Source organism: Pantoea sp. At-9b (genome assembly GCF_000175935.2).
Lineage (GTDB): Bacteria > Pseudomonadota > Gammaproteobacteria > Enterobacterales > Enterobacteriaceae > Pantoea.
This window is the reverse complement of record NC_014837.1, coordinates 602463-628981: the sequence shown is the minus strand read 5'-3', so window position 1 is coordinate 628981 and position 26519 is coordinate 602463. Positions and strand designations below refer to the sequence as shown.

The window sequence follows — 26519 nt, the reverse complement described above, 5'->3', positions numbered from 1 at the left end:
CAATGGATAAACATCAACAACTGAAACGGAGCAAACGTCTGGCATTATCGCTGCTGCTGATTGCCGCCGCGATTTTTGTCATCACGCTGTTTCTGCCGCCCAATTTCTGGGTCAGTGGGGTAAAAGCGATTGCCGAAGCGGCGATGGTCGGCGCGCTGGCCGATTGGTTCGCCGTGGTGGCGTTGTTTCGGCGCGTGCCCGTGCCGTTTATTTCACGCCATACCGCGATTATCCCGCGTAATAAGGATCGTATCGGCGAAAACCTCGGTCGTTTTGTGCAGGAAAAATTCCTCGATACCGATTCGCTGCTGGCCCTGATCCGCCGTCACGATCCCTCACAAATGCTGGCACAGTGGCTGAATGCGCCCGGCAATGCCGATCGTATTGGCCGCCATTTGTTGCAGGTGATGCGCGGCTTTCTCGATCTCACCGACGATGCCCGCATTCAGCAGTTTCTGCGCCGGGCCGTGCACCGCGCGCTCGACAAGGTCGATCTCACTCAATCCGGCGCGTTGCTGCTGGAAAGCCTGACCAAAAACAACCGCCATCAGGAACTGCTGGATGCGGCGGTGCAGCAACTGTTGCGCATCCTGCACAAGCCCAGCACGCGGGAGTTTATCGCCATGCAGATTGTGCGCTGGCTGAAACGCGAACATCCGATCAAGGCCAAGGTGTTACCCACCGAGTGGCTGGGCGAGCACAGTGCCGATCTGGTGGCTAACGCCGTGGATGCGATTTTGGACGATGTGGCCCTCGATCAGGGACACGAGTTTCGCCTCGGCTTTAACCGTGCGGTGGAGCGTCTGATTGTGAAGCTGAAGAACGACCCGGAGATGGCGGAACGCGCCGAAGTGATCAAAAGTTGGCTGAAGGAAGATGAGTCGCTGAATCGCTATATTGGCGAGCTGTGGCAGGATTTGCGCAGCTGGTTGAAAGAGGATTTGCGCAGCGACAACTCACGCGTGCAGGAGCGCGTGCGGCTGGCCGCGCTGTGGCTGGGTGAAACCCTCGCCGCCGACCCGGCGTTGCGGACCTCAATGAATCAACACCTGGAAGATGCCGCGCGCAGTGTCGCCCCGGAGTTTGCACAGTTTTTGACGCGTCATATCAGTGACACCGTGAAAAGCTGGGATGCGCATGAAATGTCGCAGCAGATTGAGCTGAATATTGGCCGTGATTTACAGTTTATTCGTATCAACGGCACGCTGGTGGGCGGTTCGATTGGTCTGGTGTTGTATTTGTTGTCGCAGTTGCCCGCATTGATCGGGCATTTGAATGTTATCCCGTAGTGGCGCGATTTATCGCGCCACTACGGAACACATATCAGCGTCGTTTTAACATCAAAAACAGGCTGATAGCGAAGAATGCCGCGCTGGGCAGCACCGCACCAAGAATCGGTGGAATGCCGTACACCAGGCTGAGTGGACCAAAAATCTGATCCAGCACGTAGAACAGGAAGCCGAAGCTGATACCGGTGACGACACGTACCCCCATCGACACGCTACGCAGCGGACCAAAGATAAACGACAGCGCCATCAGCATCATTACCGCCACCGAGAGTGGCTGGAAGATTTTGCTCCACATGTTGAGCTGATAACGTCCCGCTTCTTGTCCACTCTGCTTGAGGTATTTGCTGTAGTTATAAAGGCCACGGATCGACAACGCATCCGGGTCCAGCGCCACGACACCCAACTTGTCTGGCGTCAGGTTGGTCTTCCATTCCCCGCTCAGGCTTTGTGAACCGGTAATCTGCTTCGCATCTTTCAGATCCGACTCATCCACCTGAGACAGAACCCACAGTTTCTTCGCATTATCCCAGGTGGCCGTCGCCGCATAACGGACGCTCAACAGACGACGCTGCTCGCTGAAGTTGTAGATGCTGACGCCATCTATCTGGTTATCGCCCTTGATGCGTTCGATATAGATGAAGCTGTTGCCATCTTTCGCCCACAAACCATTCTGCGTTGACACCAGTGCGCCGCCATACAGCTGCTGCGCACGGTAGTTACGCGCCATCTGCTCACCCTGCGGTGCAACAAATTCACCAATCGCCATGGTCAGCAGCACCAACGGAATGGCGGTTTTCATCACCGCCAGTGCCACCTGCATACGGGTAAAGCCGGATGCCTGCATCACCACCAGCTCGCTGCGTTGAGCGAGGTTACCGAGGCCCAACAACGCCCCTAACAGCGCCGCCATCGGGAAGAAGATCTCGATGTCCTTCGGCACGCTGAGCAGGGTGTAGTAACCCGCATCCAGTGCGGTATATGCGCCCTGCCCGGTTTTACGCAGCTGATCAACAAACTTGATAATGCCCGACAGCGACACCAACATGAACAACGTCATCATGATGGTGTTGAAGATGGTTTTGCCGATATAACGGTCAAGTACCTTAAACATCACACTGACCCTCCACGGCTAAAACGGGCGCGGATGCGGCGCATTGGCACCGTATCCCACAGGTTCAGGCCGACGGCCAGCGCCAGATACGCGAAGTTAACTACCCACATCCAGAGGGTGGGATCGAATTTCCCCTTCGCCGAGTTCGATTTCAGCGAACTTTGCAGCAGGAAGAAAATCAGGTACAGCAACATCGCCGGTAGCATCGACAGGACGCGGCCCTGGCGCGGGTTCACCACGCTGAGCGGCACCACCATCAGCGCCATAATCAACACCGAGAACACCAGCGTCAGACGCCAGTTCAGCTCGGCAGTGAAGGTAGGATCGTTGCTTTGCCACAGCGAGCGCATATCCGCCTGCTCAGCATCGTTAGGGTCCAACACCGCCTGCTTGTAGCCAATCAACGCCTTGTAATCCACAAAGTCGGTGATACGGAAATCACGCAGCATCGCCGTACCTTCAAAGCGCGTGCCTTTATCCAGCGTCACGATTTGTGAGCCGTCCGGGCGTTGCTCCATATGCCCGCTGTCCGCTAACACCACGGATGGGCGCGCATTCCCCTTAGGACGCAGCTGCGCGAGGAAGACGTTGCCGAAGGTGTTACCCCGCACGTCCTCAACGAACAATACCGCGTTGCCATCGCTGGAGGTCTGGAACTGCCCCGCCGCCAGCGCCGCCGCGCCAGGGTTAGCTTTGGCATTTTGCGTCACTTCATCCTGATAACGTGAGGACCAGGGACCCAGCCAGATCACGTTGATCGCCGCCACAATCGAGGTGAGCAGCATCAGGATCATCGCGGATTTGACCAATACGCTTTTCCCCAGGCCACAGGCATGCATCACCGTGATTTCACTTTCGGTGTACAGCCGCCCAAGGGTCATTAAAATCGCCAGAAACAGGCTTAGGGGCAGGATAAGTTGTGCCATTTCAGGCACGCCAAGTCCTAACAATGTCAGAACCAGGTTTGTCGGTATCTCGCCATCCACCGCAGCACCCAGGATCCTCACTAACTTCTGACAAAAGAAGATCAGTAGCAGGATGAACAGGATAGCCAGCTGGCTTTTGAGCGTTTCCCGAACCAGATATCTAATGATGATCACGCTTAGTACGCCTGTGATAACTTGTCTTTTTGCAGGAAAATCGCTAGTTTCAACGCTTATCAGCCATTTTTCTTCATCAATGGCCGTCATCGCAGCTAAAATAGTATGACAAACGCGTCCGGGTGGTGAAAAAACAACACATTGCCACCCTAACTCATTATGACCGCCGGCGTTTAAATGTCATGGCGTCGCAACAAATTTAATGCGTTACGAGCGCGCTACATTCTAACGACAGCTTAGGCCGTTGTCTTTAAGATTCAGGAGAGTGCATGGAGTTCAGTGTAAAAAGCGGTAGTCCGGAAAAACAGCGCAGCGCCTGCATTGTGGTTGGCGTTTTCGAACCGCGTCGTCTTTCACCGATTGCCGAACAGCTCGATAAGATCAGCGACGGCTACATCAGCGCCCTGCTGCGCCGCGGTGAGCTTGAGGGTAAAGTGGGCCAGACACTGCTGCTGCACCATGTGCCAAACATCCTTTCCGAGCGCATCCTGCTGATTGGCTGCGGCAAAGAACGTGAGTTGGATGAGCGCCAGTACAAGCAGGTGATTCAGAAAACCATCAACACGCTGAATGATACCGGCTCAATGGAAGCGGTATGTTTCCTGACTGAACTGCATGTCAAAGGCCGCAATACCTACTGGAAAGTGCGTCAGGCGGTGGAGACCTCCAAAGAGGCGCTCTACAACTTTGATCAGCTGAAAAGCAACAAAGTCGAGCCTCGCCGCCCGCTGCGTAAGCTGGTGTTCAACGTGCCGACGCGCCGTGAACTGACCAGCGGTGAGCGCGCAATTCAGCATGGCCTGGCCGTCGCTTCCGGTGTGAAAGCGGCAAAAGATCTCAGCAACATGCCGCCAAATATTTGTAACGCCGCGTATCTGGCGTCGCAGGCACGTCAGTTGGCCGATGCGTTCAGCAAAAATGTCACCACCCGTGTCATTGGTGAACAGCAGATGAAAGAGCTGGGTATGAATGCGTACCTCGCCGTCGGTGCTGGCTCGCAGAATGAGTCGCTGATGTCAGTGATTGAATACAAAGGCAGCGGCAACCCGGACGAGCGTCCCATTGTGCTGGTGGGTAAAGGGCTGACCTTCGACTCCGGCGGTATCTCGATCAAACCTGCGGAAGCGATGGACGAGATGAAGTACGACATGTGCGGTGCGGCGTCGGTATACGGCGTGATGCGCATGGTGGCAGAGCTGAATCTGCCGCTCAACGTGGTCGGCGTGCTGGCAGGTTGTGAAAACATGCCTGATGGCCGTTCAATGCGCCCCGGTGACGTGCTGACCACCATGTCAGGCCAAACCGTCGAAGTGCTGAACACCGATGCCGAAGGCCGCCTGGTGCTGTGTGATGCCCTGACCTACGTTGAACGCTTCGATCCTGAAGTGGTGATTGATGTCGCCACCCTGACCGGGGCCTGCGTGATTGCGCTGGGTCATCATGTCAGCGGTTTGCTGTCGAACCACAATCCACTGGCGCACGAATTGATCAGTGCCTCTGAGCAGTCCGGTGATCGCGCCTGGCGTTTGCCCATGGCGGATGAATATCAGGAGCAGCTGGAATCCAATTTTGCCGACATGGCAAACATTGGTGGCCGTCCGGGCGGTGCCATCACCGCCGCCTGCTTCCTGGCTCGCTTCGCGCGCAAATTTAACTGGGCGCACCTGGATATCGCCGGTACCGCCTGGCGTTCCGGAAAAGCCAAAGGCGCGACCGGCCGTCCGGTTCCGCTACTGTCGCAGTTCCTGCTGAACCGCGCAGGTCTGAACGGCGACGATTGATTGCTGGATTGACCTTACTTGTGGGGCGCATAATGCGCCCCAATGTCATTAATGGAATCTAGCTCGCCATGAAAAACGCCACCTTTTATGTGATGGAGTCCGATACTGCCAGCGACGGCCTGAGCGCCATCGAAGCGTTGGTGTGCGATCTGGCCGAAGCACGCTGGCGTGACGGCAAGCGCATCCTGATTGCCTGTACCGATGAACAGCAGGCCAATCGTCTGGATGAAGCCTTATGGCAGCGCCCGGCAAACGCCTTTGTGCCGCATAACCTCGCCGGTGAAGGCCCGCGTTATGGCGCGCCGGTCGAGCTGGCCTGGCCGCAACGACGTGGCAGTTCACCGCGTGACTTGCTGATCAGCCTGCTGCCGCAGTTCGCAGATTTTGCTACTGCTTTCCATGAAGTGATAGACTTCGTTCCTTACGAAGAATCCCAGAAACAGCTGGCGCGTGACCGCTATAAAGCGTATCGCAGCGTTGGCTTCCAATTGAATACGGCGACGCCACCACCGCCGCAAACGACATAGCAGAAATGGAAAAGACATATAACCCGCAAGATATCGAGCAGCCGCTCTACGAGCACTGGGAACAGCAGGGCTACTTTAAACCGAATGGCGATACCAGCCAGGAAAGCTTTTGCATCATGATCCCGCCGCCGAACGTTACCGGCAGCTTGCATATGGGTCACGCCTTCCAGCAAACCATCATGGACACCATGATTCGCTACCAGCGCATGCAGGGCAAAAACACCCTGTGGCAGGCCGGTACTGACCACGCGGGTATCGCTACTCAGATGGTGGTTGAGCGCAAAATTGCGGCTGAAGAAGGCAAAACGCGTCAGGATTACGGTCGCGAAGCCTTTATCGACAAAATCTGGCAGTGGAAAGCGGAATCTGGCGGCAATATCTCCCGTCAGATGCGTCGCCTCGGCAACTCTGTTGACTGGGAGCGTGAGCGCTTCACCATGGATGAAGGGCTTTCCAATGCCGTGAAAGAAGTGTTTGTCCGCCTGTACAAAGAGAACCTGATTTACCGTGGCAAGCGCCTGGTAAACTGGGACCCGAAACTGCGTACCGCGATTTCTGACCTCGAAGTTGAAAACCGCGAAACCAAAGGTTCGATGTGGCACATCCGTTATCCGCTGGCGGATGGCGCTAAAACCGCTGAAGGTAAAGATTACCTCGTGGTCGCCACCACCCGTCCGGAAACCCTGCTGGGCGATACCGGTGTGGCCGTCAACCCGGAAGATCCGCGTTACAAGGATCTGATCGGCAAAGAACTGATTCTGCCGCTGGTGAATCGTCGCATTCCGATCGTCGGTGATGATCACGCCGATATGGAAAAAGGCACCGGTTGCGTGAAGATCACCCCGGCGCACGACTTCAACGACTACGAAGTTGGTCGTCGTCATGCGCTGCCGATGATCAATATCCTGACCTTTGACGGCGACATTCGCACCACCGCTGAAGTGCTGGACACCAACGGCGAAGAGACTGACGTCTACAGCAACGCCATCCCGGCAGAGTTCCAGAACATGGAGCGTTTTGCTGCGCGTAAAGCGATTGTCGCTGCGGTTGACGCTCTCGGCCTGCTGGATGAGATCAAACCGCACGATCTGACCGTGCCTTACGGTGACCGTGGTGGTGTGGTGATTGAGCCGATGCTCACCGACCAGTGGTACGTGCGCACTGCCCCGCTGGCGAAAGTCGCGGTCGAAGCGGTAGAGAACGGCGACATCCAGTTCGTGCCGAAGCAGTACGAAAACATGTATTTCTCCTGGATGCGTGACATTCAGGACTGGTGTATTTCCCGCCAGCTGTGGTGGGGTCACCGTATCCCGGCGTGGTACGACAATCACGGCAACGTGTATGTGGGTCGCACCGAAGAAGAAGTGCGTCAGGAAAACAACCTCGCCGCAGACGTGGCGTTGCGTCAGGACGAAGACGTGCTGGATACCTGGTTCTCTTCTGGCCTGTGGACCTTCTCCACCCTCGGCTGGCCGGAGAACACCGAAGCGCTGCGCACCTTCCACCCAACCAGCGTGCTGGTGAGCGGCTTCGACATCATCTTCTTCTGGATCGCCCGCATGATCATGCTGACCATGCACTTCATGAAAGATGAAGACGGCAAGCCGCAGGTGCCGTTCAAGACCGTGTATATCACCGGTCTGATCCGTGACGAAGAAGGGCAGAAAATGTCCAAGTCGAAAGGCAACGTCATCGATCCGCTGGATATGGTGGACGGCATTTCGCTGGAAGACCTGCTGGAAAAACGTACCGGTAACATGATGCAGCCGCAACTGGCTGATAAGATCCGCAAACGTACCGAGAAGCAGTTCCCGGACGGCATCTTACCATCAGGCACCGATGCGCTGCGCTTTACCCTCGCGGCGCTGGCTTCAACCGGCCGTGACATCAACTGGGACATGAAGCGCCTTGAAGGCTACCGCAACTTCTGTAACAAGCTGTGGAACGCCAGCCGCTTTGTGCTGATGAACACCGAAGATCAGGATTGCGGCCAGAACGGCGGCGAAATGAAGCTGTCGCTGGCGGATCGCTGGATCCTCACCGAGTTCAACAGCACGGTGAAAGCCTACCGTGAAGCGCTGGATAGCTATCGTTTCGATATCGCCGCGAACCTGCTGTACGACTTCACCTGGAACCAGTTCTGCGACTGGTATCTGGAGCTGACCAAGCCGGTGATGAACAACGGCAGCGAAGCGGAGCTGCGCGGCACGCGTAATACGCTGGTGACGGTGCTGGAAGCGCTGCTGCGTCTGGCGCACCCGATCATTCCGTTTATCACCGAGACCATCTGGCAGCGTGTCAAAGTACTGAAAAATATCAGTGACGACACCATCATGCTGCAACCGTTCCCGCAGTACGATGCGGCGAAAGAAGATGCGGAAGCGAAAGCGGATATCGAGTGGATGAAGCAGGCGATTGTCGCGGTACGTAATATCCGCGCCGAGATGAACATCGCCCTGAGCAAGCCGCTGGATGTCCTGCTGCGCGATTGTTCCCCTGCGGCACTGCGTCGCGTGGAAGAGAACCGCAACTTCCTGTCGCGTCTGGCTCGCCTGGAAAGCCTGACCATTCTGCCTGCGGGCGTGAAAGGCCCGGTATCGGTGACCAAGATCGTTGAAGGTGCTGAACTGCTGATCCCGATGGCGGACCTGGTGAACAAGGAAGCGGAGCTGGACCGTCTGGCGAAAGAGCTGACCAAGCTGGATGTCGAGATCGAGAAGATCCAGACTAAGCTGGCGAACGAAGGCTTTGTTGCCCGCGCACCGGAAGCGGTAGTAGCGAAAGAGCGCGAGCGTGCAGCGGAACTGGAACAATCAAAAGCAAAACTGATTGAACAGCAGGGCGTGATTGCGGCATTGTAATCGTTTCAGGCCAACTGCTTAACCGAAGCCGGGCACTGCCCGGCTTTTTTCTATCGGATGAGATGCTCATGACCACTGTCACCCCGCTGAATCTTCAGGTTCGTCCAATTACCGCAGCCGATAATCCGCTGATTGCTCGGGTAATTCGTGATGTTTCTGCCGAATTCGGTCTGACTGCTGACAAAGGCTATACCGTGTCCGATCCCAATCTGGACCGACTGTTTGAATTGTACAGCGAGGCGAACAGCGCCTACTGGATTGTCGAGCATCAGGGCAACGTGCTGGGCGGTGGCGGCGTCGCGCCTCTGGCGTGCAGTGCACCCGATATTTGTGAATTGCAGAAGATGTACTTTCTGCCAGAAGCACGCGGCTTCGGCCTGGCACGTGATCTGGCACTCCGCGCGATGGAGTATGCGCGCCAGCAGGGTTTCCGCCGTTGTTATCTGGAAACCACTGCCAGCCTGACCCGCGCCATTAAGCTGTATGAGTCGCTGGGCTTCACGCTGATTGATACCGCGATGGGCTGCACCGGGCATGTGGATTGTGAAGTGCGCATGCTGCGTACCTTATAATTTCCCTCCCCCGCTTGCGGGAGAGGGTTAGGGTGAGGGCAACAGCGCGCACCCTGTAATTTCCCTCTCCCGCTTGCGGGAGAGGGTTAGGGTGAGGGCAACAGCGCGCACTCCATTAAAACACCGGCACGCCACTGTGAAAGCGCAACTCGCTATCCGGCTCGCTGATTAAGCGCCCTTCTGCCTCACCAATCGCCCGCACGCGTGGCGCAATGTCCTTCGGTGAAATCTGTGCCGCCAGCGTCAGGTAATCCTGATAATGGCGTGCTTCTGAACGCAGCAGCGAGATGTAAAACTTCTCCAGTTGCTCATCCAGATACGGTGCCAGGCTGGCAAAACGTTCACAGGAACGCGCTTCGATGTAAGCACCGCAAATCAGCTTATCCACCAGCGTATCCGGCTCATGGGTGGTGACCTCACGCAGCAGCCCTTTGGCGTAACGGCTGGCGGTGATTTTGCGATACGGCAGGCCGCGTGCCTGCATGATTTCCCAAACCTGATAAAAATGATGCAGCTCTTCTTTTATCAGCAGCACCATCTTTTCCACCAGCTCATCCGCCCACGGCAGTTCGTTACGCACGATGATGCTTTTGGTCAGATTTTTATGGGCGTTGATGAAGTTGCTGTCATGATCTTCACCAAAAATAAAATCTTCATAGGGTTGCAACCACGCGAGGATGGCATCCCCACTCGGCTTATCGGCCACATATTTACGAATCAGCCAGACGGCGGTTTGCGCCGCTTTCAACTCACAAACCATATGATCGGTCAGCAGCAGCGTCAGGTTTTCTGGCTTGCGCGCCTCATCGATCCACGCCTGTGGTGTCCGGCAATGCAGAAACTGATGGATAGGTGCTAATAGCGGGGCGTAATTCATGAATGTCTTTATCTGCGGGAAAAAAATACGGGCAGCAACATGGCCGCCCGTTCATGCTTAGTGACGCACACCGTCGTCTTCATCATCGATGAAGTCGCCGTCGTCATCTTCGTCTTCCGCGTCCGGGTCTTCGAAGTAGGTGCCCCAGCCGTCGTAATCAACGTTGTATTTACCCGCCAGATTGACCAGTTGCTCCACCTGAGCATCAATCAGCTCGGGTTTCAGCGCGGCTTCGCTCAGGATATCGACACACATCACCGTGCTGCCATCTTCCAGTTCCAACTCTTCCGGTTCGGTGACTTCATAGCCCAGCTTGAAGGCATCCACCGCCGCTTTTTCCAGCGAGTCAAAATTGTTGCAGGAGAGATGATGCTCAATGGTGTACAGCGCATCCGGATCGCTGCCATCTTCCAGTAACTCATCAATGATCAACCGCGTCTCTTCGCGTTGTTCTTCCAGCAATGCTTCGTATGCCATAGGGATGTCCTCAAAATGTTCGGCAATGAATGCAATTATTTTCCCACACTGCCTCGCGCGCCACTACTCAAAACAGAAAGTTTCTTAACGCCGGGGTTGAAAATGCATATTCATACGGTTAGATTGAATTTTAATTCATTTATGATGCCCACATGGAGCGCTGTATGAGTCAGCTGAACCAACGCCATTTCCTGAGATTGCTGGACTTCACCCCAGCAGAAATTGATTACCTGTTAAGATTGGCCGGTGAATTAAAACACGCAAAGAAAAACGCCAGCGAAACGCAGTACCTGAAAGGTAAAAACATCGCGCTCATCTTCGAAAAAGACTCGACCCGTACCCGTTGCTCTTTCGAAGTTGCCGCTTATGATCAAGGTGCTAACGTCACTTACCTCGGCCCAAGTGGCAGCCAGATCGGCCATAAAGAATCGATGAAGGACACCGCACGCGTGCTGGGACGCATGTATGACGGTATTCAATATCGCGGCTATGGTCAGGCGCTGGTGGAAACCCTGGCGGAGCATGCCGGTGTGCCGGTGTGGAACGGTCTGACCACCGAATTCCATCCCACCCAGTTGCTGGCCGACCTGCTGACCATGCAGGAACATCTGCCGCAAAAATCCCTGAACGAAATGACGCTGGTGTATGTTGGCGATGCCCGCAATAACATGGGTAACAGCATGCTGGAAGCGGCGGCGATGGTCGGGCTGGATCTGCGTCTGGTGGCCCCGAAAGGCTGCTGGCCAGAAGAACAACTGGTGGAGCAATGCCAGATCGCAGCACAGAAAACCGGCGGCAAAATTACGTTGACCGAAGATATTGCTGCTGGCGTACAGGGTGCGGATTTCATCTACACTGACGTGTGGGTCTCGATGGGAGAAGACAAATCCGTGTGGTCCGATCGTATCGCGCTGCTGCGTCCTTACCAGGTGAACAGCGCGATGCTGGCGCTGACCGGCAATCCGCAGGTGAAGTTCCTGCACTGCCTGCCTGCGTTTCATGATGATCAAACCACGCTGGGACGTCAGATGGCCGAGCAGTATGGTCTGAGCGACGGCATGGAAGTCAGTAATGAAGTGTTTGAATCGACACACAGCATTGTGTTTGACCAGGCAGAAAACCGCATGCACACCATTAAAGCGGTCATGGTGGCTACGCTCGGCCAACCGTAATTCAGGCCACAGCAAACGATTACCTCGCGTGCGATTTCTGCTTGATGCAAATCAGTGAATGCGTATAATGCGCCACAATTTGCCGGGAGGAAGCATGCAACAGCGCAGCGCACAATTTGACGCTCAATTACGCCAGAAAGCTGGCGGCGCACCTGTTTCTTTCCGTCATCAATCGATCGCAAATCAAGCCCCTTAAGCAGGGGCTTTTTTTTGTCCGTCATCCGGCAGCGCAGAGGAGAGAGCTATGGCCAACCCGCTATATCGTAAGCACATTATTTCAATTAACGATCTCAGCCGCGACGAGCTTGAGCTGGTACTGCATACCGCTGCGCAGCTCAAGGCGCATCCGCAGCCGGAGTTGCTGAAACACAACGTCATCGCCAGCTGCTTCTTTGAAGCCTCAACGCGTACCCGTCTGTCGTTTGAAACCGCCATGCATCGTCTCGGTGCCTCAGTGGTAGGTTTTGCCGACGGGAGCAACACCTCGCTTGGCAAGAAAGGTGAAACCCTCGCCGATACCATTTCGGTGATTGGCACCTATGTCGATGCGATTGTGATGCGCCATCCGCAGGAGGGTGCCGCGCGCCTCGCCACCGAATTTTCTGGCGGCGTGCCGATTCTCAACGCCGGAGACGGTGCCAACCAGCACCCGACGCAGACCCTGCTGGATCTGTTCACCATTCGCGAAACCCAGAGCCGTCTGGATAACCTGAACGTGGCGATGGTCGGCGACCTGAAATATGGCCGTACCGTGCACTCCCTGACCCAGGCGCTGGCGAAATTCGACGGCAATCGCTTCTTTTTCATCGCCCCTGATGCCCTGGCGATGCCGTCATACATCACCGATATGCTGGATGAGAAAAACATCCACTGGTCGCGCCATGACAGCATCGAAGAGGTGATGCCTGAGCTGGATATCCTGTACATGACGCGTGTACAGAAAGAGCGTCTCGACCCGTCAGAATACGCCAACGTCAAAGCACAGTTTATTCTGCGTGCCAGCGACCTGGTCGGTGCGCGCGACAATATGAAGGTGCTGCACCCGCTGCCGCGTATTGATGAGATCACTACCGATGTCGACAGCACACCGCATGCCTGGTATTTCCAGCAGGCCGGTAATGGCATCTTCGCCCGCCAGGCCTTGCTGGCACTGGTCCTGAATCGCGATCTGGCTCTGTAAGGAGGAAAACAGCATGACACACGATAACAAATTGCAGGTTGAAGCCATTAAACGCGGCACGGTGATTGACCATATCCCGGCCCAGGTAGGCTTTAAATTACTGTCGCTGTTTCGCCTGACTGAAACCGATCAGCGCATCACCATTGGCCTGAATCTGCCGTCTGGCGAAATGGGACGTAAAGATCTGATCAAGATCGAGAACACCTTTCTCACCGATGATCAGATCAACCAATTGGCGGTGTATGCCCCCCATGCCACGGTCAACCGCATCGACGAATACGAAGTGGTGGCGAAGATCGCTCCGACGTTGCCGGATCGCATCGAACGCGTACTGACCTGCCCGAACGGCAACTGCATCAGCCGCAGCGAGCCGGTGTTCTCCAGTTTTGCGGTAAAAAAACGCGATAATGAAGTGCATCTGAAGTGCAAATATTGCGAGAAAGAGTTTGCGCACCACGTGGTGCTCGGCCACTGGTAATCGTCGGCATCGCCCCTATAATGGGGCGATATTTCATGACGCTGGCGAGCGCTGGCGGCACACTTTCTTAAGGAGAAACAATGTCTCGCGAAATCAGTACCGAAAAAGCACCGGCAGCGATTGGTCCCTACGTACAGGGCGTTGATCTCGGCAGCATGATCATTACCTCCGGTCAGATCCCGGTTGATCCGCAGACCGGCGCAGTAGCTGACGATGTGTCTGCCCAGGCGCGTCAGTCACTGGAAAACGTGAAGGCGATTGTTGAAGCTGCGGGCCTGAAAGTGGGCGACATTGTGAAAACCACGGTGTTTGTCAAAGACCTGAATGATTTCGCAACCGTGAACGCCACCTATGAAGCATTCTTCACCGAGCACCATGCCAGCTTCCCGGCCCGCTCTTGTGTTGAAGTGGCACGCCTGCCGAAAGATGTGAAAATTGAGATCGAGGCGATTGCGGTTCGTCGTTGATTCTTTGCCTGCTTTAGCCCTCACCCTCACCCTAACCCTCTCCCGCAAGCGGGAGAGGGGACAGATCGAGTGAATCTCCCGCTTCGCCGGAGAGGGGACAGATCGAGTGAATCTCCCGCCTCGCGTGAGAGTACACAGATCGAGCATATTGCACCTCTCCCTCTCCCTCTCCCGTCTTGCGGGAGAGGGCTGGGGTGAGGGTACAGCGAACACCTACTTAAACGATCGCAGCAGTTTCTCCAGCGGGCGTACTAACGCCAGCACCGTCTCATCCTGCACCTGGGCGGCAGCATCCAGTTTCGCCTGCATCTGCGCGACGTCACCGGCACCATACGCCTGATTCCGTTCCAGTGTCGCCACCAACTCCAGTCCCATACGGCTCAGCTCCGCCACCTGCTGCACCTGCGGTTGTAGCGCATGCAGCTGATAGTTGTGCAGCGTCAGCGGCATCACCCGATCGCTATTACTCAGCCAACGTTGTAATTGCTGACGAATCGCATTGGCCGCCTGGCGGTTGCCACGATTGGCGATCAACGCATCCACCTGCTTATCCAGCAAACGCACCGCTTCACTCTCAGCGGGCAGGACGTCGGCCAGACGGTTAAGCGGTTCGAAATAATTGTAGTGACCCGCCTGGAATTTCAGATGCTGACGCGTGTAATACTGCGCCGGTTCCAGCACCTCGCTCAGCACACGCAGCGGGGTGATGTCGGTACTGTTCGCCAGACGCATCATCTGTACCTCCGCCTGCTGATGCTGTTGCAGCCCAACCGAGACGGTACTCCAGCGATCGATAGCGTTGAGCCGCTGATACATATTGTCGCTGTCATTCACGTCGGCAGCAGACCACAAGCGCTCTGCCACCACAAAGGCACGTGGCCACAGTTTGGTATCGATAATCAGGCTGTTGACGTTTTCCGCCCACAGCGCCGCTTCACCCCCTTGCAGGTTGTTGCTCAGCTGCTGCGGACTGGGCAACGAAGGCGCTACGCCAGCCGGTGTTTGTGCCAGACGGCTGCCGCTGGTGGGATAACGCACATTGCCCACCAACATATATCCGGTCAGTTTGTTGTCCGTCAGCGTCACTACGGGCTGCACTTCACCCATCCAGGTATCGACCCGGAACGTCACCTGCCCGGAAGATAACCAGTTAACCTGGTTCACCAGACGGCGCGCTTTACCGTTAAAGTCGATAAAACCGCGCCAGCCCTCTTTCCCCTCAATCAGGGTGAAACTGCCCTTCACCGCGCTGCCTTTTAGCCGTGGCAGGGTAAATTCCCAGCTCTGCGCCTGCTCATCTGCCTGCACCTGATCCTGTCCGTTCAGCCCCTGCGGGAAAGGCTCATTTCGATAGTGGTAAGCCGCAGGCTGTGGCTGGTCGAGATAGAAACCGGTGGAGAGAATGCCGCGATAGTCGTTTTTCACCACCTCGCCCAGCGCATCCTGCCCCTGCCACGACTGGATAAGAATGCTGCGCGGTAGATCGGGATGATAAATTTCGTCCCAGCCCACCATGCGGCGCTGATGCGCTTCAAGAATCTTTTCCACCCGCTGATTAAACCAAGCCTGCAACGCATGGGCATCCTTTAGGCCATGATCGCGCATAAACTGTTGAATTTTCGGTGAGTCATTCCATTGTGAAGGATCGACCTCATCACCGCCAATATGCAGATAGGGATCCGGGAAGATCGCTGCCACTTCCCCCACCAGCGTATCGATAAAGGTAAAGACCTGTTCATTGCTGGGATCGAGCAACGGCTTAAATACCCCCCAGCCTCGCTCCATCTGGTAAGGCCCCGGAGCGCTGATCAGCTCCGGCATCGCCACGGCGATCGCCGAGGCATGGCCAGGCAGATCGATTTCTGGGATGACGCGGATACCGCGCTGCGTGGCATATTGCACGACCTCACGCATCTGCTGCTGCGTGTAGTAGCGGCCATCGCTGGCTTTGTCCTGCAACTGCGGGTAATGGCTGGAGGCAAAACGCCAGCCCTGGTCATCCGTCAGATGCCAGTGAAAGACGTTCATACGGGCCGCTGCGATACCATCAATCTGGCGTTTGAGGGTTTCCACCGGCATAAAATGGCGTGCGGAGTCGATCAGCAAGCCACGCCAGGCGAAGCGGGGCTGGTCATGAATGCTGACATAGGGGATCACCGTGCCGCTTTCACTGTTCTCAATCAATTGCAGCAGGGTCTCCATGCCGCGCATGGCACCGAAGCGTGTCTGCGCCTGGAGCAACACCCCATCGCTGTTCACCTCCAGATGGTAGCTTTCGTCGCTGTCCGGCTGCGGTAGGGGATTAACCGCCTGCTTGATTTGCACCCGGATCGTCGCCTTTTCATCCGACGCCCCCGCTGACAACAGCGGCCAGCCGGTTTGTCGCGCGATGCGCCGCAACCAGCGCGTCTCTGCCCCCTCCAGGTGGTCACCCGATATCTGTAGCGTCAGTTGCGGCGTCAGTGGGTAAGCCCCTCCGCTGTGGGGCAGCTCAACCTGTTGCGGCCAGGGCATCAACGGCAGATCCCCCGCCGGGGTCGCGCCAGCAGAAAAACTCAGGGATAAACAACCGGCAAGCAGCGTTCGTTGCAGAGGCATGGAGGGCATCCTTGTGAAATATTGACGGACCAAATCGAGCAAAAGGCTCATTAAACCTGTTTCGCGTCGCAAATCAAGTTGCGAAGTTCGGAACTATGGCTGGGTTAAAACTTTTTCAGTTTAGTCAGCGTTGCCGATTGCGCGCCTTTCAAACTTCCTTATCGCTTCTTTGCGCCATATCAAAAATCCTGCAATTAAACCCAACGCAAACACCATATATGGCGATTACACTTCGTAAAAATCACAACATGTAGTTTCATGGAGGGTAAATGGCAACGGTAGTGATTAAGCGTGATGGCTGCAAAGTGCCGTTTGATGCACAGCGCATCGCCAGTGCCGTACAGGCTGCGGCCCGTGCGGTGCAGGTGAACGATATCACCTGGTGCGCCCAGGTTGCGGCAGAGGTTGAACAGCAGCTGGTTGCACGCCACGAGGTGGATATCCGCGATATTCAATGTGCGGTAGAAGAGACGCTGATGAGCGGTCCATGGCCGCAACTGGCGCGCGCCTATATTGAATACCGTCACGATCGCGATCTGGCGCGCGAACAGCGCGGGAAACTGCATCACGCTATTCGTGGCCTGGTTGAACAAACCAACGCCGCCCTGCTGAATGAGAACGCCAACAAAGACAGCAAAGTGATCCCCACCCAGCGTGATTTACTGGCAGGGATCGTCGCCAAACATTACGCGCAACAACAGATCCTGCCGCGCGAGGTGGTGCTGGCGCACGAGCGCGGTGAGATCCACTACCACGATCTCGATTATTCGCCCTTCTTCCCGATGTTCAACTGCATGCTGATTGATTTGCGCGGCATGCTCACCAATGGCTTCAAAATGGGTAACGCCGAGATCGAGCCACCCAGGTCGATCGCTACCGCTACCGCCGTCACGGCGCAGATCATTGCCCAGGTCGCCAGCCATATTTACGGTGGCACCACCATTAATCGCATCGATGAAGTGCTGGCCCCGTTTGTCACCCTGAGCCTGGAAAAACATCGTGCGGTAGCACTTGAATGGCAGATCGCCGATGCTGAGGCTTATGCTCGCGCACGTACCGAAAAAGAGTGCTACGACGCTTTTCAGTCGCTGGAATATGAAGTCAATACACTGCATACCGCCAATGGGCAAACGCCGTTTGTCACCTTTGGTTTTGGCCTCGGCACTGACTGGGCAGCGCGACTGATTCAGCAATCAATTCTGCGCAACCGGATTGCCGGGCTGGGCAAAAATCACAAAACCGCAGTGTTCCCGAAACTGGTGTTTGCCATCCGCGAAGGCATCAATCGCCGCGCTGGCGATCTCAACTATGACATCAAGCAACTGGCGCTGGAGTGTGCCAGCAAGCGCATGTACCCCGACATCCTCAATTATGACCAGGTGGTGAAAGTCACGGGGTCGTTTAAGACGCCGATGGGCTGTCGCAGCTTCCTGGGCGTCTATGAAGAGAATGGCAAACAAATCCACGAAGGACGCAACAACCTCGGCGTGATCAGCCTCAACCTGCCACGCATTGCCCTGGAAGCCGAGGGAGAGGAAGCGCGCTTCTGGACGCTGCTGGATGAGCGCCTGGCGCTGGCAAAACGCGCGCTGATGACCCGCATCGCGCGGCTGGAAAAAACCAAAGCACGCGTCGCGCCCATTCTGTATATGGAAGGTGCCTGCGGCGTGCGCCTGAAAGCCGATGACGATATCGGGCCAATTTTCCGCAATGGCCGCGCCTCCATTTCCCTCGGCTATATCGGTCTGCATGAAACCCTCAATGCATTGAGCGGTAACGAAGTGCATCCGTATGATGCCGATTATCTGCGCGCCAAAGGGGTGGCAATCATCACCCATCTGCGCGAGGCCGTTGATGCCTGGAAAGCGGAAACCGGCTATGGCTTTAGCCTTTACAGCACGCCGAGCGAAAATCTGTGTGACCGTTTTTGCCGCCTTGATGCCGCCGAGTTTGGCGTGGTGCCCGGTGTCACCGACAAAGGCTATTACACCAACAGCTTCCATCTCGACGTCGAGAAGAAGGTCAATCCGTATGACAAAATCGACTTTGAAGCCCCTTACCCCCCGATCGCCAACGGCGGTTTTATCTGTTACGGCGAGTACCCCAATATCCAGCACAACCTCAAGGCGTTGGAAGATGTCTGGGATTACAGCTATGACCGCGTGCCCTACTACGGTACCAACACGCCGATTGATGAATGCTACGAATGCGGCTTTAGTGGCGAGTTCAGTTGCACCAGCAAAGGCTTTACCTGCCCCTGCTGCGGCAATCACGATCCGGCGCGCGTATCGGTAACGCGACGCGTATGTGGTTATCTCGGTAGCCCGGATGCGCGCCCGTTTAACGCCGGTAAGCAGGAAGAGGTGCAACGCCGGGTGAAACATCTGGATACGGGGCAACTGGGATGATGCATATCCATCGTTATTATGACGTCGATATCGTTAACGGACCTGGTACGCGCTGCACGTTGTTTGTCGCCGGTTGCGAACATCAGTGTCGGGGCTGCTACAACCAAAGCACCTGGCGGCTGGATTCCGGAGTGCCTTTCACGCTGGAGATGGAAGAACAGCTGATCGCCGATCTCCAGGATCGGCGTATTCCGCGTCAGGGATTGTCGCTCAGCGGCGGCGATCCGCTACATCCCCATAACGTGCCACATATACGCCGTCTGGTGAAACGGGTGCGCCGTGAATGCCCGGATAAGGATATCTGGCTGTGGACCGGCTACCAGTTAGCCGAGCTGAGCGCTGCGCAGCGGGAGGTCATTGCCGAAATCGACGTGTTAATTGATGGGCGTTTTATCGAAGCGGAAAAAGATGCGCGGCTGCTGTGGCGCGGCAGCCGCAATCAGAACATCTGGTACTTACGCCAGCCACAGGGCGATCACACCGAGCAGTACCCCGCTGCCAGCGACACCCAGCAGGGCTATCCACAGCGCGCGCGCCGGGAATGCCCGGTGCAGCATCAGTAACGAGGGGACGCTGACCGCAGGCAACGTCAGCAGCAAGGCCAGCGCAGGCGCGATGCCCATCCCCGCCAACATCATGGTCTGAACAATCGGTATCTCTGCGGCAGTCGGGATGACAAACAGGCATCCCGCCACCGCCATCACCACCACCCAAAACACGGTATTGCCCACTGCGCCATCGGCGTGCGGGAACAGCCAGACGCGCGCTGCGCCAAGCAGCAATACCGCCACCACATACAACGGGATGGTGTTCCAGAACAGCCGCCACAGCACCCGCAGCCAACGCTGGAGGAAGGGTTCTTCCGGAGGAGCTGACGCCCGGGCCTCAAGGGCACCGACTTTTTGCGGCACACTGCGTTGCACCAGCCAGGCAATGCCCAACACCATGATGATCCCCGCCACCAGACGGATCGCCGCAAACTGCCAGCCCAACACAAACCCCATAAAAATCAGGGTGGCCGGATTAAGCACCGGATTAGCCAGCCAGAATGCCATCGCCGCACCGCTGGAGACCTGCGACTGACGCAGCCCGGCAGCCACCGGGGCCGCACAGCAGCTGCACATCATGCCAGGCAATCCCAATCCGGTACCGATCAGCGCTGAACCAAAGCGGTTTTTGCCCATCAGACGCAGCAGCCAACTGCGAGGGATCAACACCTGCACCAGCGATCCCAACAGCACGCCGAGTACCGCCGCTTTCCACACCGCCAGGAAATAAACCATCGCGTAATCCAGCGCGGCGCGCCAGGGAGAGGCATCCGCGTTAGCGAGAATTGATTTGCCGATAGAGTGAGTCTCTGCCGCGGTAAAGGCTTTGCCGTAATAAGGCTGCCATTTGACGTACCACAGGCCAATAATCACCACCAGCAGAAACAGCAGTGGTTTCCACCAGGCAAAACGCGTTGCCGTCGCAGTTGAAGTGAGTTGAGTCATGACAGGATTCCGTATTCAGACTGAATAACGAATGCCGTACCGCAGGCACGACGGATTAACCTCGTAGCGGCGCGATTTATCGCGCAATTCTGTGCGCGTTGCCAGAAAAAACCGCGCGATAAATCGCGCCGCTACGGATAGAGGGTAGCAGAATGTTTAATCCGCACGCTGCCAGACAATTTTCTTACCAAACCCCAGCGCGTTATCCGTCATCTTCACCTCTTCCAGCACAATTTCCCATAGCGGTGCCGTCACGGCGCGCGCAATCGGGAAGCGTTTCTGGTAGGCATGACGCGCCTGCTGCTCGGCTTCATCATGCAGGCGCTGAATATGGCCACGGTACTGCACGCCCTTGATCAACAACACGGTTTTCGGCTGGCCGTTAACGGTGCCAGCCACGCGCGGATTCGCCAACATCAGTTGACCATGGCGGGTATCTGGCTCCGTCATCAGCCAGAACACCATGCGGGATTCATCAAAAACATAAAAACAGTTGGCGCACCAAAGATCGTCACCGCTTGTCGCGCACAGCGACAGCGCATGCTGTTTCTTCAGGTAGCGAATCAGATGGGAATGGTCGGACACAATCGAGCTCCCTTGCAGGCCAGGGGCCTGTGCTGACCGATAGCGGCAACGCCAGATGCGCGCTACACTGCCTGCCAGCAATTTTTCCGAGGTTAGTCATATGGAGCAGGGCTGGCAGCTTTATATGCTGCAAACCGCCGCAGGCATGCTTTACACCGGCATCACAACGGATGTTAACCGGCGTTTACAACAGCATCAGCAAGGACGCGGAGCACGGTCACTACGCGGGAAAGGCCCGCTGACGCTGGTATTTCACTGTGATGCCGGGGATCGAGCCGCCGCATCACGCCTTGAGTATCAGGTCAAACAATTGAGCCGGGCGCAAAAGTTGCAACTGGTGGCACAACAACCGCTCAACCTGACCAACTGGTTTACGCAAAGCGATTGAACGGTTCCGCAAAATCAATCTGCCCTTCGGCCCCGACAAACGCATCGTCGGCCAGCTTGTACACCTGAAACGCCGCCTCCGAACCGGTCCAGCGGCAATGCAAACCATGGCGCGCTGCCGGTTCAAAACCGAAGGCATTGTAGTAAGCCGGGTCGCCCAGCACCACCACCGCGCTGTAACCAAATTCGTTCAGCGCATCCAGCCCCTCGTACACCAGTTGCTTGCCGATGCCCTGTTTACGGACGGTCTCATCCACCGCCAGCGGTGCCAGCGCCACCCAACCACGATCCTCACCCTGTAACGTTACCGGGCTGAACGCGGCATAACCCAATACCTGGCCTTCATCATCAGTCGCCACCACGCCAAGGGTCAGCAAACCATCTTCACGTAACTGTTGTACCAGCTCCGCTTCGGCGGCGCTGGCAAAACAGCGCTTTAACAGGCTGTCGATGCTGGCTGCATCAACCCCAATTTCAGTACGAATCAACATGAGATCCCCGCGCGCGACTCACCGGCCTTCGCGTCCTGTTTCAGTCCTGCCTCAACAAAGGCAGCCAGCTGCTGCAACCCTGTCCGCAACGGCGTGGGCATGGCATCCAGTTCAATGGCATCCATCAGGTTTTTCACCTCCAGTCCCAGCTCCGTGTCGCCTTCAATCACCAGGCGGCGTTGAAAGAACAACATATCGGGGTCCGCTTTGCGTGCTGCCACCAGCAACAGATCGTTAGCTTCGCCACGAAACCAGACATCAGCCTCTGTATCGTGCGAAACGGTCAGACGCCCGTCCTGCAAGGTCGTCATCCAGCGCAAATTGATGTCACTGATTTCGATCCCCAGGGAGCGCCCTTCCAGAAAGTCTAACTCACCTTCAGCCAAAGCATGGCGAAATTGCCAGTTTAGGAGTTGTTGCAAAACGGCTTTTTTCAGCGCGAAAGGGGTCAGTGAAACCGGTAAGGCTAAGAATTTTGGGCCTTTTTCAACAATCAGGCCGCGTAAGCGAGTAAACACCATCTGCACTCCCTTTAGAAAATTTTACCTATTCTGCCATATCCGTTTGGCTTCGCATCCACTGAGATCAAGGAATTCGCTGTCTGGTTGTGCAAAAAATCTTCACTCTGCATCACCATTGGCCGTTTCACTGCCTTAAATCAACATTCGGCGACGAGTGCTTACCTACACTCAACGCCGTTCAGAACCTGGGGGAGGAAAATGTATGGAACTGCTGTGCCCGGCGGGGAATCTGCCCGCGCTGAAATCGGCGGTGGAGCATGGCGCCGATGCCGTTTATGTCGGCCTGAAAGACGATACCAATGCCCGCCACTTTGCTGGCCTTAATTTTACCGACAAAAAACTGGCCGAAGCGGCGCGCTATTTGCACCAGCATCGGCGCAAACTGCATGTGGCGATCAACACCTTTGCCCATCCCGATGGCATGAACCGCTGGCAGCAGGCGATTGATATCGCCGCCCAAAATGGCGCGGATGCGCTGATTCTCGCCGATATCGCCACGCTGGAATATGCGGCAAAGCATTATCCGCAGGTTGAACGCCATCTGTCGGTACAGGCTTCGGCTACCAATCTGGAAGCGATCCGTTTTTATCACCGCCATTTTCAGTTGCACCGTGTGGTCCTGCCGCGCGTGCTGTCGCTACATCAGGTGAAACAACTGGCACGTGACACACCGGTCCCGCTGGAAGTGTTCGCGTTTGGCAGCCTGTGCATCATGGCCGAGGGACGCTGCTATCTCTCCTCATGGCTGACCGGGGAATCCCCCAACAGTGCCGGAGCCTGCTCACCCGCTAAATTCGTGCGCTGGCAGCAGACACCCAATGGCATGGAGTCTCGCCTTAATGAAGTACTGATTGACCGTTACGGCCCTGATGAGAGCGCTGGCTACCCCACCCTGTGTAAAGGCCGCTATGAAGTCGACGACCAGCGTTATCACGTGCTGGAAGAACCCACCAGCCTGAATACGTTGTCGCTGCTGCCGGATTTGCTGCGGACCGGTGTGGCATCCGTGAAGATCGAAGGTCGCCAGCGCAGTCCGGCCTACGTGGCCCAGGTCGCCAAAGTGTGGCGTCAGGCGATTGATCGTTGCATCGCCGCGCCAGAACAGTTTGCCGTGCAGGCCCCGTGGATGCAGGCGTTGGGTGAACTTTCTGAAGGCAGCCAGACCACGCTTGGCGCTTACCATCGCGACTGGCAGTAAGGAGTCAGCATGAAATACGCAATCGGACCGGTGTTGTGGTACTGGCCCAGTGACAAGCTGGAAAACTTTTATCAACGTGCTGCGCAATCCAGCGCGGAAATCGTTTATCTGGGGGAAGCGGTATGCAGCAAACGTCGCGCCCCCCCTTTCGCGCAATGGATGGAGATGGGCCGGGCGTTGGCGCAACACGGCAAGCAGGTGGTCATCAGCACTCTGGCGCTGCTGCAATCACCCTCGGAGTTGAAGGAGTTACGACGTTATGTGGAAAACGGCGAGTTCCTGATTGAAGCCAATGATATCGGCACGGTGAATATGGCGGCTGAACGCCAGCTACCGTTTGTCGCTGGCCCGACGCTCAACGTCTATAACGCGCAAACGCTTCAGTTGCTGTTGCAGGAAGGGATGACCCGCTGGTGCATGCCGGTCGAGATGTCGCGCGACTGGCTGATCCAGCTGTTGCAGCAGTGCGATGCGGCGGGTGTGCGTGACCGGTTTGAGGTAGAAGTGCTGGGTTACGGCCACCTGCCGCTGGCGTTATCGGCTCGCTGCTTCACTGCCCGTTCGGAAAATCGCGCCAAAGATGATTGCCAGACCTGCTGTATTGACTATCCCAATGGCCGACGCGTGCTGTCGCAGGAAGGCCAGCAAGTGTTCGTGCTCAACGGTATTCAGACCATGAGCGGCTACTGCTACAACCTCGGCAATGACCTGCCCGGTATGCATAACTGGGTCGACATTGTGCGTCTATCACCGCAGGATGAAGGCACGCTGGAGGATGTGGATCGCTTCCGCGCCAACGAAGCCGGTGAAGCGCCCCTGATGGTGGCACGCGGCAGTAACAGCAACGGCTACTGGCGACGCCTCGCCGGTATGGCGTTGGATACTACAAGCCGCTGAAAGGCACGTTCCGGCTATATTCCGGCGGTTATTAGCAGTTTTAATATGGGTACTGATGCGTAATACTGGATGGCGCAGGTTTGATGAACACCTGCGCCATACTTATTTGGAGTGCCCATGTCTGATAAAAAACCTGTTCGCCTGTCCGTGCTGGATCTGGCTCCAATTCCACAGGGTTCAACGCCACGCGATGCGTTCCAGAATTCGCTGGCTTTGGCCCGTCAGGCTGAAGCCCTTGGCTTTCATCGCTACTGGTTAGCAGAGCACCACAACATGACCGGCATTGCCAGTGCGGCCACCTCCGTGTTGATTGGTTATCTGGCGGCCAACACTGAAACCCTGCGTCTCGGCTCCGGCGGCATTATGTTGCCGAACCATTCACCACTGGTGATTGCCGAACAGTTTGGCACCCTGGAATCGCTCTATCCGGGTCGTATTGATCTGGGTCTGGGTCGTGCGCCGGGTTCCGATCAGCGCACCATGCTGGCGCTGCGTCGCCATCTGTCGAGTGCGCAGGCCGATAGCTTCCCTGATGATGTCGTTGAACTGATCAACTGGTTTGACGCCGAAGTCGGTGAATGCCCACCGGTGCAACCGGTACCTGGCCTGTGCTCAAAAATCCCGGTATGGCTGCTCGGTTCCAGCCTTTACAGCGCCCAGTTAGCCGCACAGCTTGGCTTGCCATTTGCCTTCGCTTCACACTTTGCCCCGGACCTGCTGTTCCAGGCATTGCAGCTGTACCGCGAGAAATTCCAGCCGTCAGCACGCCTGGAAAAACCTTACGCGATGGTATGCGTCAACGTCGTTGCGGCCGACAGTGAACGTAATGCGCGCTTCCTGTTCACCTCGATGCAGCAGCAGTTTATTAATCTGCGTCGTGGCAAGCCTGGCCCACTCCCTGCGCCGGTGGAGAATATGGATAATCTGTGGTCGCCGTCCGAGCAGTATGGCGTGCAGCAGGCGCTGAGCATGTCGATCGTCGGCGATAGCGATAAAGTGCGCCATGGCCTTACGGCGTTGCTGCGTGAAACTCAGGCGGATGAAATCATGGTGAATGGCCAGATTTTTGATCCGCAGGCACGTTTGCGATCCTTCGCGATCGCGATGGAAGCCGCACGCTCGCTGTAATCGTTATTGCGGTGGGTACGCTTCTGCACCCACCGCCATCTGACGAATATCCCGCCCCGGCGACTGCCCGTAAAAGCGGCTGTATTCACGGCTGAACTGTGAAGCGCTTTGATATCCCACGCGATAACCTGCCGTTCCGGCATCCAGTTTTTCCATCAACATCAAACGTCGCGCCTCATTCAGCCGTAACTGCTTTTGATATTGCATCGGCGTCATGGCGGTAACGGCTTTGAAATGATGATGCAGCGACGAAATGCTCATGCCCACGTTGCTGGCTAATTGATCCATCTTCAGCGGCTGGTGAAAGTTTTCCCGCAGCCAGCGCGCCGCGCGCGCCACTTTGTTGCCCGGCCTTTCGGCCAGCGCCATATTCAGAATGCGCGGCCCCTCTGGCCCGGTTAGCAAGCGGTAAAAAATTTCCTGTTCAATCAACGGGGCCAGCGCCGCGATATCCTGGGGCTGATCCAGCAGCTCAATCAGACGAATCACGGCATCCACTAACGGCGGGGCCACTTTATGCACCGTGATACCGCGCTCATTCATTGCCGTCGTGCCAACCTGATGCAAGGGGAAATGCTCCAGATAGCGCATCAAACGTGTTTCATTGATGGTGATACCAACGCCCAGATTCGGCTTCTCTTGCGTCGCCATCACCACGCAGGATTGCACGGCCATATCCAGCGTCACCAACAGCAAATCACCCGCGCCATAATGCATCACATCATCGCCCATACGCAGTGCCTTCTGCCCCTGTGCCACCAGTGCGAAGCTGGCCCAGGTAGCAGCATGCGCCAGACTGGTTGGCCGCGAACTGCGGCCAAAGGAGAGAAAATCGATAGCGCTGTGGTGGCGGCCATCAGCCGGGGCGTGGCGGGCTATCATGGCAACCAGTTGTTGCCACTGTTCCTGATGAATCATGCG

General features: G+C 56.4%; 24 protein-coding genes and 1 pseudogene. 15 read left to right on the top strand and 10 right to left on the bottom strand.

The window, feature by feature from the left end; genetic code table 11:
* Positions 1-2: 2 nt before the first annotated feature.
* Positions 3-1289: a DUF445 domain-containing protein gene (locus PAT9B_RS02765; RefSeq protein ID WP_013507733.1), complete on the top strand. Its 1287-nt coding sequence runs from the start codon at positions 3-5 to the stop codon at positions 1287-1289.
* A 34-nt stretch (positions 1290-1323) separates the two neighbouring features.
* Here the strand turns inward: PAT9B_RS02765 and lptG are convergent, their stop codons facing one another.
* Together lptG and lptF are read right to left on the bottom strand one after the other, a co-directional pair.
* Positions 1324-2400, bottom strand: a complete 1077-nt coding sequence (gene lptG, locus PAT9B_RS02760) for an LPS export ABC transporter permease LptG (RefSeq protein WP_013507732.1) — start codon at positions 2398-2400, stop codon at positions 1324-1326.
* Positions 2400-3500, bottom strand: coding sequence for an LPS export ABC transporter permease LptF (gene lptF / locus PAT9B_RS02755; RefSeq protein WP_041525891.1), 1101 nt, complete (start codon positions 3498-3500; stop codon positions 2400-2402). Before lptF ends, lptG begins: the two co-directional genes overlap by 1 nt.
* A 269-nt stretch (positions 3501-3769) precedes the next feature.
* Here lptF and pepA point away from each other — a divergent pair, with 269 nt between their 5' ends.
* From pepA to PAT9B_RS02735, 4 genes are all read left to right on the top strand, one after another.
* Positions 3770-5281, top strand: coding sequence for a leucyl aminopeptidase (gene pepA, locus PAT9B_RS02750; protein WP_013507730.1), 1512 nt, complete (start codon positions 3770-3772; stop codon positions 5279-5281).
* 68 nt (positions 5282-5349) lie between these two features.
* Positions 5350-5808 (top strand): DNA polymerase III subunit chi, encoded by a 459-nt coding sequence (locus tag PAT9B_RS02745; protein WP_013507729.1) that lies wholly within the window; start codon positions 5350-5352, stop codon positions 5806-5808.
* 5 nt (positions 5809-5813) lie between these two features.
* On the top strand, positions 5814-8669 hold the full coding sequence (locus PAT9B_RS02740) for a valine--tRNA ligase (protein ID WP_013507728.1): 2856 nt from the start codon (positions 5814-5816) through the stop codon (positions 8667-8669).
* Positions 8670-8737: 68 nt separating this feature from the next.
* Positions 8738-9241 (top strand): GNAT family N-acetyltransferase, encoded by a 504-nt coding sequence (locus PAT9B_RS02735; RefSeq protein ID WP_013507727.1) that lies wholly within the window; start codon positions 8738-8740, stop codon positions 9239-9241.
* A 115-nt stretch (positions 9242-9356) separates the two neighbouring features.
* Here the strand turns inward: PAT9B_RS02735 and PAT9B_RS02730 are convergent, their stop codons facing one another.
* Together PAT9B_RS02730 and rraB are read right to left on the bottom strand one after the other, a co-directional pair.
* Positions 9357-10118, bottom strand: a complete 762-nt coding sequence (locus PAT9B_RS02730) for a tRNA-(ms[2]io[6]A)-hydroxylase (protein WP_013507726.1) — start codon at positions 10116-10118, stop codon at positions 9357-9359.
* A gap of 57 nt (positions 10119-10175) precedes the next feature.
* Entirely contained in the window at positions 10176-10595 is a 420-nt protein-coding gene (gene rraB / locus PAT9B_RS02725) for a ribonuclease E inhibitor RraB (RefSeq protein WP_013507725.1), read from the bottom strand.
* Positions 10596-10759: 164 nt separating this feature from the next.
* On the opposite strand from rraB, the gene argF reads away from it, so the two are divergent.
* From argF to ridA, 4 genes are all read left to right on the top strand, one after another.
* A complete protein-coding gene (gene argF, locus PAT9B_RS02720) occupies positions 10760-11767 on the top strand; it encodes an ornithine carbamoyltransferase (protein ID WP_013507724.1) in 1008 nt (335 codons plus the stop codon).
* A 244-nt stretch (positions 11768-12011) separates the two neighbouring features.
* Complete coding sequence (pyrB, locus tag PAT9B_RS02715) at positions 12012-12947, top strand: aspartate carbamoyltransferase (RefSeq protein WP_013507723.1); 936 nt, start codon at positions 12012-12014, stop codon at positions 12945-12947.
* Positions 12948-12960: 13 nt separating this feature from the next.
* On the top strand, positions 12961-13425 hold the full coding sequence (pyrI, locus tag PAT9B_RS02710; protein WP_013507722.1) for an aspartate carbamoyltransferase regulatory subunit: 465 nt from the start codon (positions 12961-12963) through the stop codon (positions 13423-13425).
* Positions 13426-13505: 80 nt separating this feature from the next.
* On the top strand, positions 13506-13892 hold the full coding sequence (gene ridA, locus PAT9B_RS02705; RefSeq protein ID WP_013507721.1) for a 2-iminobutanoate/2-iminopropanoate deaminase: 387 nt from the start codon (positions 13506-13508) through the stop codon (positions 13890-13892).
* A 213-nt stretch (positions 13893-14105) separates the two neighbouring features.
* On the opposite strand, the gene PAT9B_RS02700 is transcribed toward ridA, so the two are convergent.
* Complete coding sequence (locus PAT9B_RS02700) at positions 14106-16490, bottom strand: beta-N-acetylhexosaminidase (protein WP_013507720.1); 2385 nt, start codon at positions 16488-16490, stop codon at positions 14106-14108.
* A gap of 269 nt (positions 16491-16759) precedes the next feature.
* Here PAT9B_RS02700 and nrdD point away from each other — a divergent pair, with 269 nt between their 5' ends.
* Complete coding sequence (nrdD, locus tag PAT9B_RS02695) at positions 16760-18898, top strand: anaerobic ribonucleoside-triphosphate reductase (protein ID WP_013507719.1); 2139 nt, start codon at positions 16760-16762, stop codon at positions 18896-18898.
* Positions 18895-19359: pseudogene (gene nrdG / locus PAT9B_RS02690) on the top strand (anaerobic ribonucleoside-triphosphate reductase-activating protein); the annotation flags it as partial. The gene nrdD and the pseudogene nrdG, both read left to right, overlap by 4 nt.
* Here nrdG and PAT9B_RS02685 read toward each other — a convergent pair.
* Positions 19354-20391 (bottom strand): permease, encoded by a 1038-nt coding sequence (locus tag PAT9B_RS02685; protein WP_013507717.1) that lies wholly within the window; start codon positions 20389-20391, stop codon positions 19354-19356. The pseudogene nrdG and the gene PAT9B_RS02685 overlap by 6 nt on opposite strands.
* A 156-nt stretch (positions 20392-20547) precedes the next feature.
* On the bottom strand, positions 20548-20976 hold the full coding sequence (locus PAT9B_RS02680; RefSeq protein ID WP_013507716.1) for a YhbP family protein: 429 nt from the start codon (positions 20974-20976) through the stop codon (positions 20548-20550).
* Positions 20977-21076: 100 nt separating this feature from the next.
* On the opposite strand from PAT9B_RS02680, the gene PAT9B_RS02675 reads away from it, so the two are divergent.
* Positions 21077-21364: a GIY-YIG nuclease family protein gene (locus PAT9B_RS02675; protein WP_013507715.1), complete on the top strand. Its 288-nt coding sequence runs from the start codon at positions 21077-21079 to the stop codon at positions 21362-21364.
* On the opposite strand, the gene PAT9B_RS02670 is transcribed toward PAT9B_RS02675, so the two are convergent.
* The gene (locus PAT9B_RS02670) at positions 21348-21854 is read right to left on the bottom strand and encodes a GNAT family N-acetyltransferase (protein ID WP_013507714.1); all 507 of its coding nucleotides are present in this window, start codon (positions 21852-21854) and stop codon (positions 21348-21350) included. The two genes, PAT9B_RS02675 and PAT9B_RS02670, sit on opposite strands and share 17 nt — an antisense overlap.
* Entirely contained in the window at positions 21848-22375 is a 528-nt protein-coding gene (locus PAT9B_RS02665) for an SCP2 domain-containing protein (protein WP_013507713.1), read from the bottom strand. Before PAT9B_RS02665 ends, PAT9B_RS02670 begins: the two co-directional genes overlap by 7 nt.
* A gap of 202 nt (positions 22376-22577) precedes the next feature.
* Here PAT9B_RS02665 and PAT9B_RS02660 point away from each other — a divergent pair, with 202 nt between their 5' ends.
* The 3 genes from PAT9B_RS02660 (at position 22578) to PAT9B_RS02650 (ending at position 25598) form a co-directional block, all read left to right on the top strand.
* Complete coding sequence (locus PAT9B_RS02660; RefSeq protein ID WP_013507712.1) at positions 22578-23573, top strand: peptidase U32 family protein; 996 nt, start codon at positions 22578-22580, stop codon at positions 23571-23573.
* A gap of 9 nt (positions 23574-23582) precedes the next feature.
* On the top strand, positions 23583-24470 hold the full coding sequence (locus PAT9B_RS02655; RefSeq protein WP_013507711.1) for a U32 family peptidase: 888 nt from the start codon (positions 23583-23585) through the stop codon (positions 24468-24470).
* Positions 24471-24587: 117 nt separating this feature from the next.
* On the top strand, positions 24588-25598 hold the full coding sequence (locus PAT9B_RS02650; protein ID WP_013507710.1) for a luciferase-like monooxygenase: 1011 nt from the start codon (positions 24588-24590) through the stop codon (positions 25596-25598).
* Between the two features lie 3 nt (positions 25599-25601).
* On the opposite strand, the gene PAT9B_RS02645 is transcribed toward PAT9B_RS02650, so the two are convergent.
* The gene (locus PAT9B_RS02645) at positions 25602-26516 is read right to left on the bottom strand and encodes an AraC family transcriptional regulator (protein ID WP_013507709.1); all 915 of its coding nucleotides are present in this window, start codon (positions 26514-26516) and stop codon (positions 25602-25604) included.
* Positions 26517-26519 lie beyond the last annotated feature (3 nt).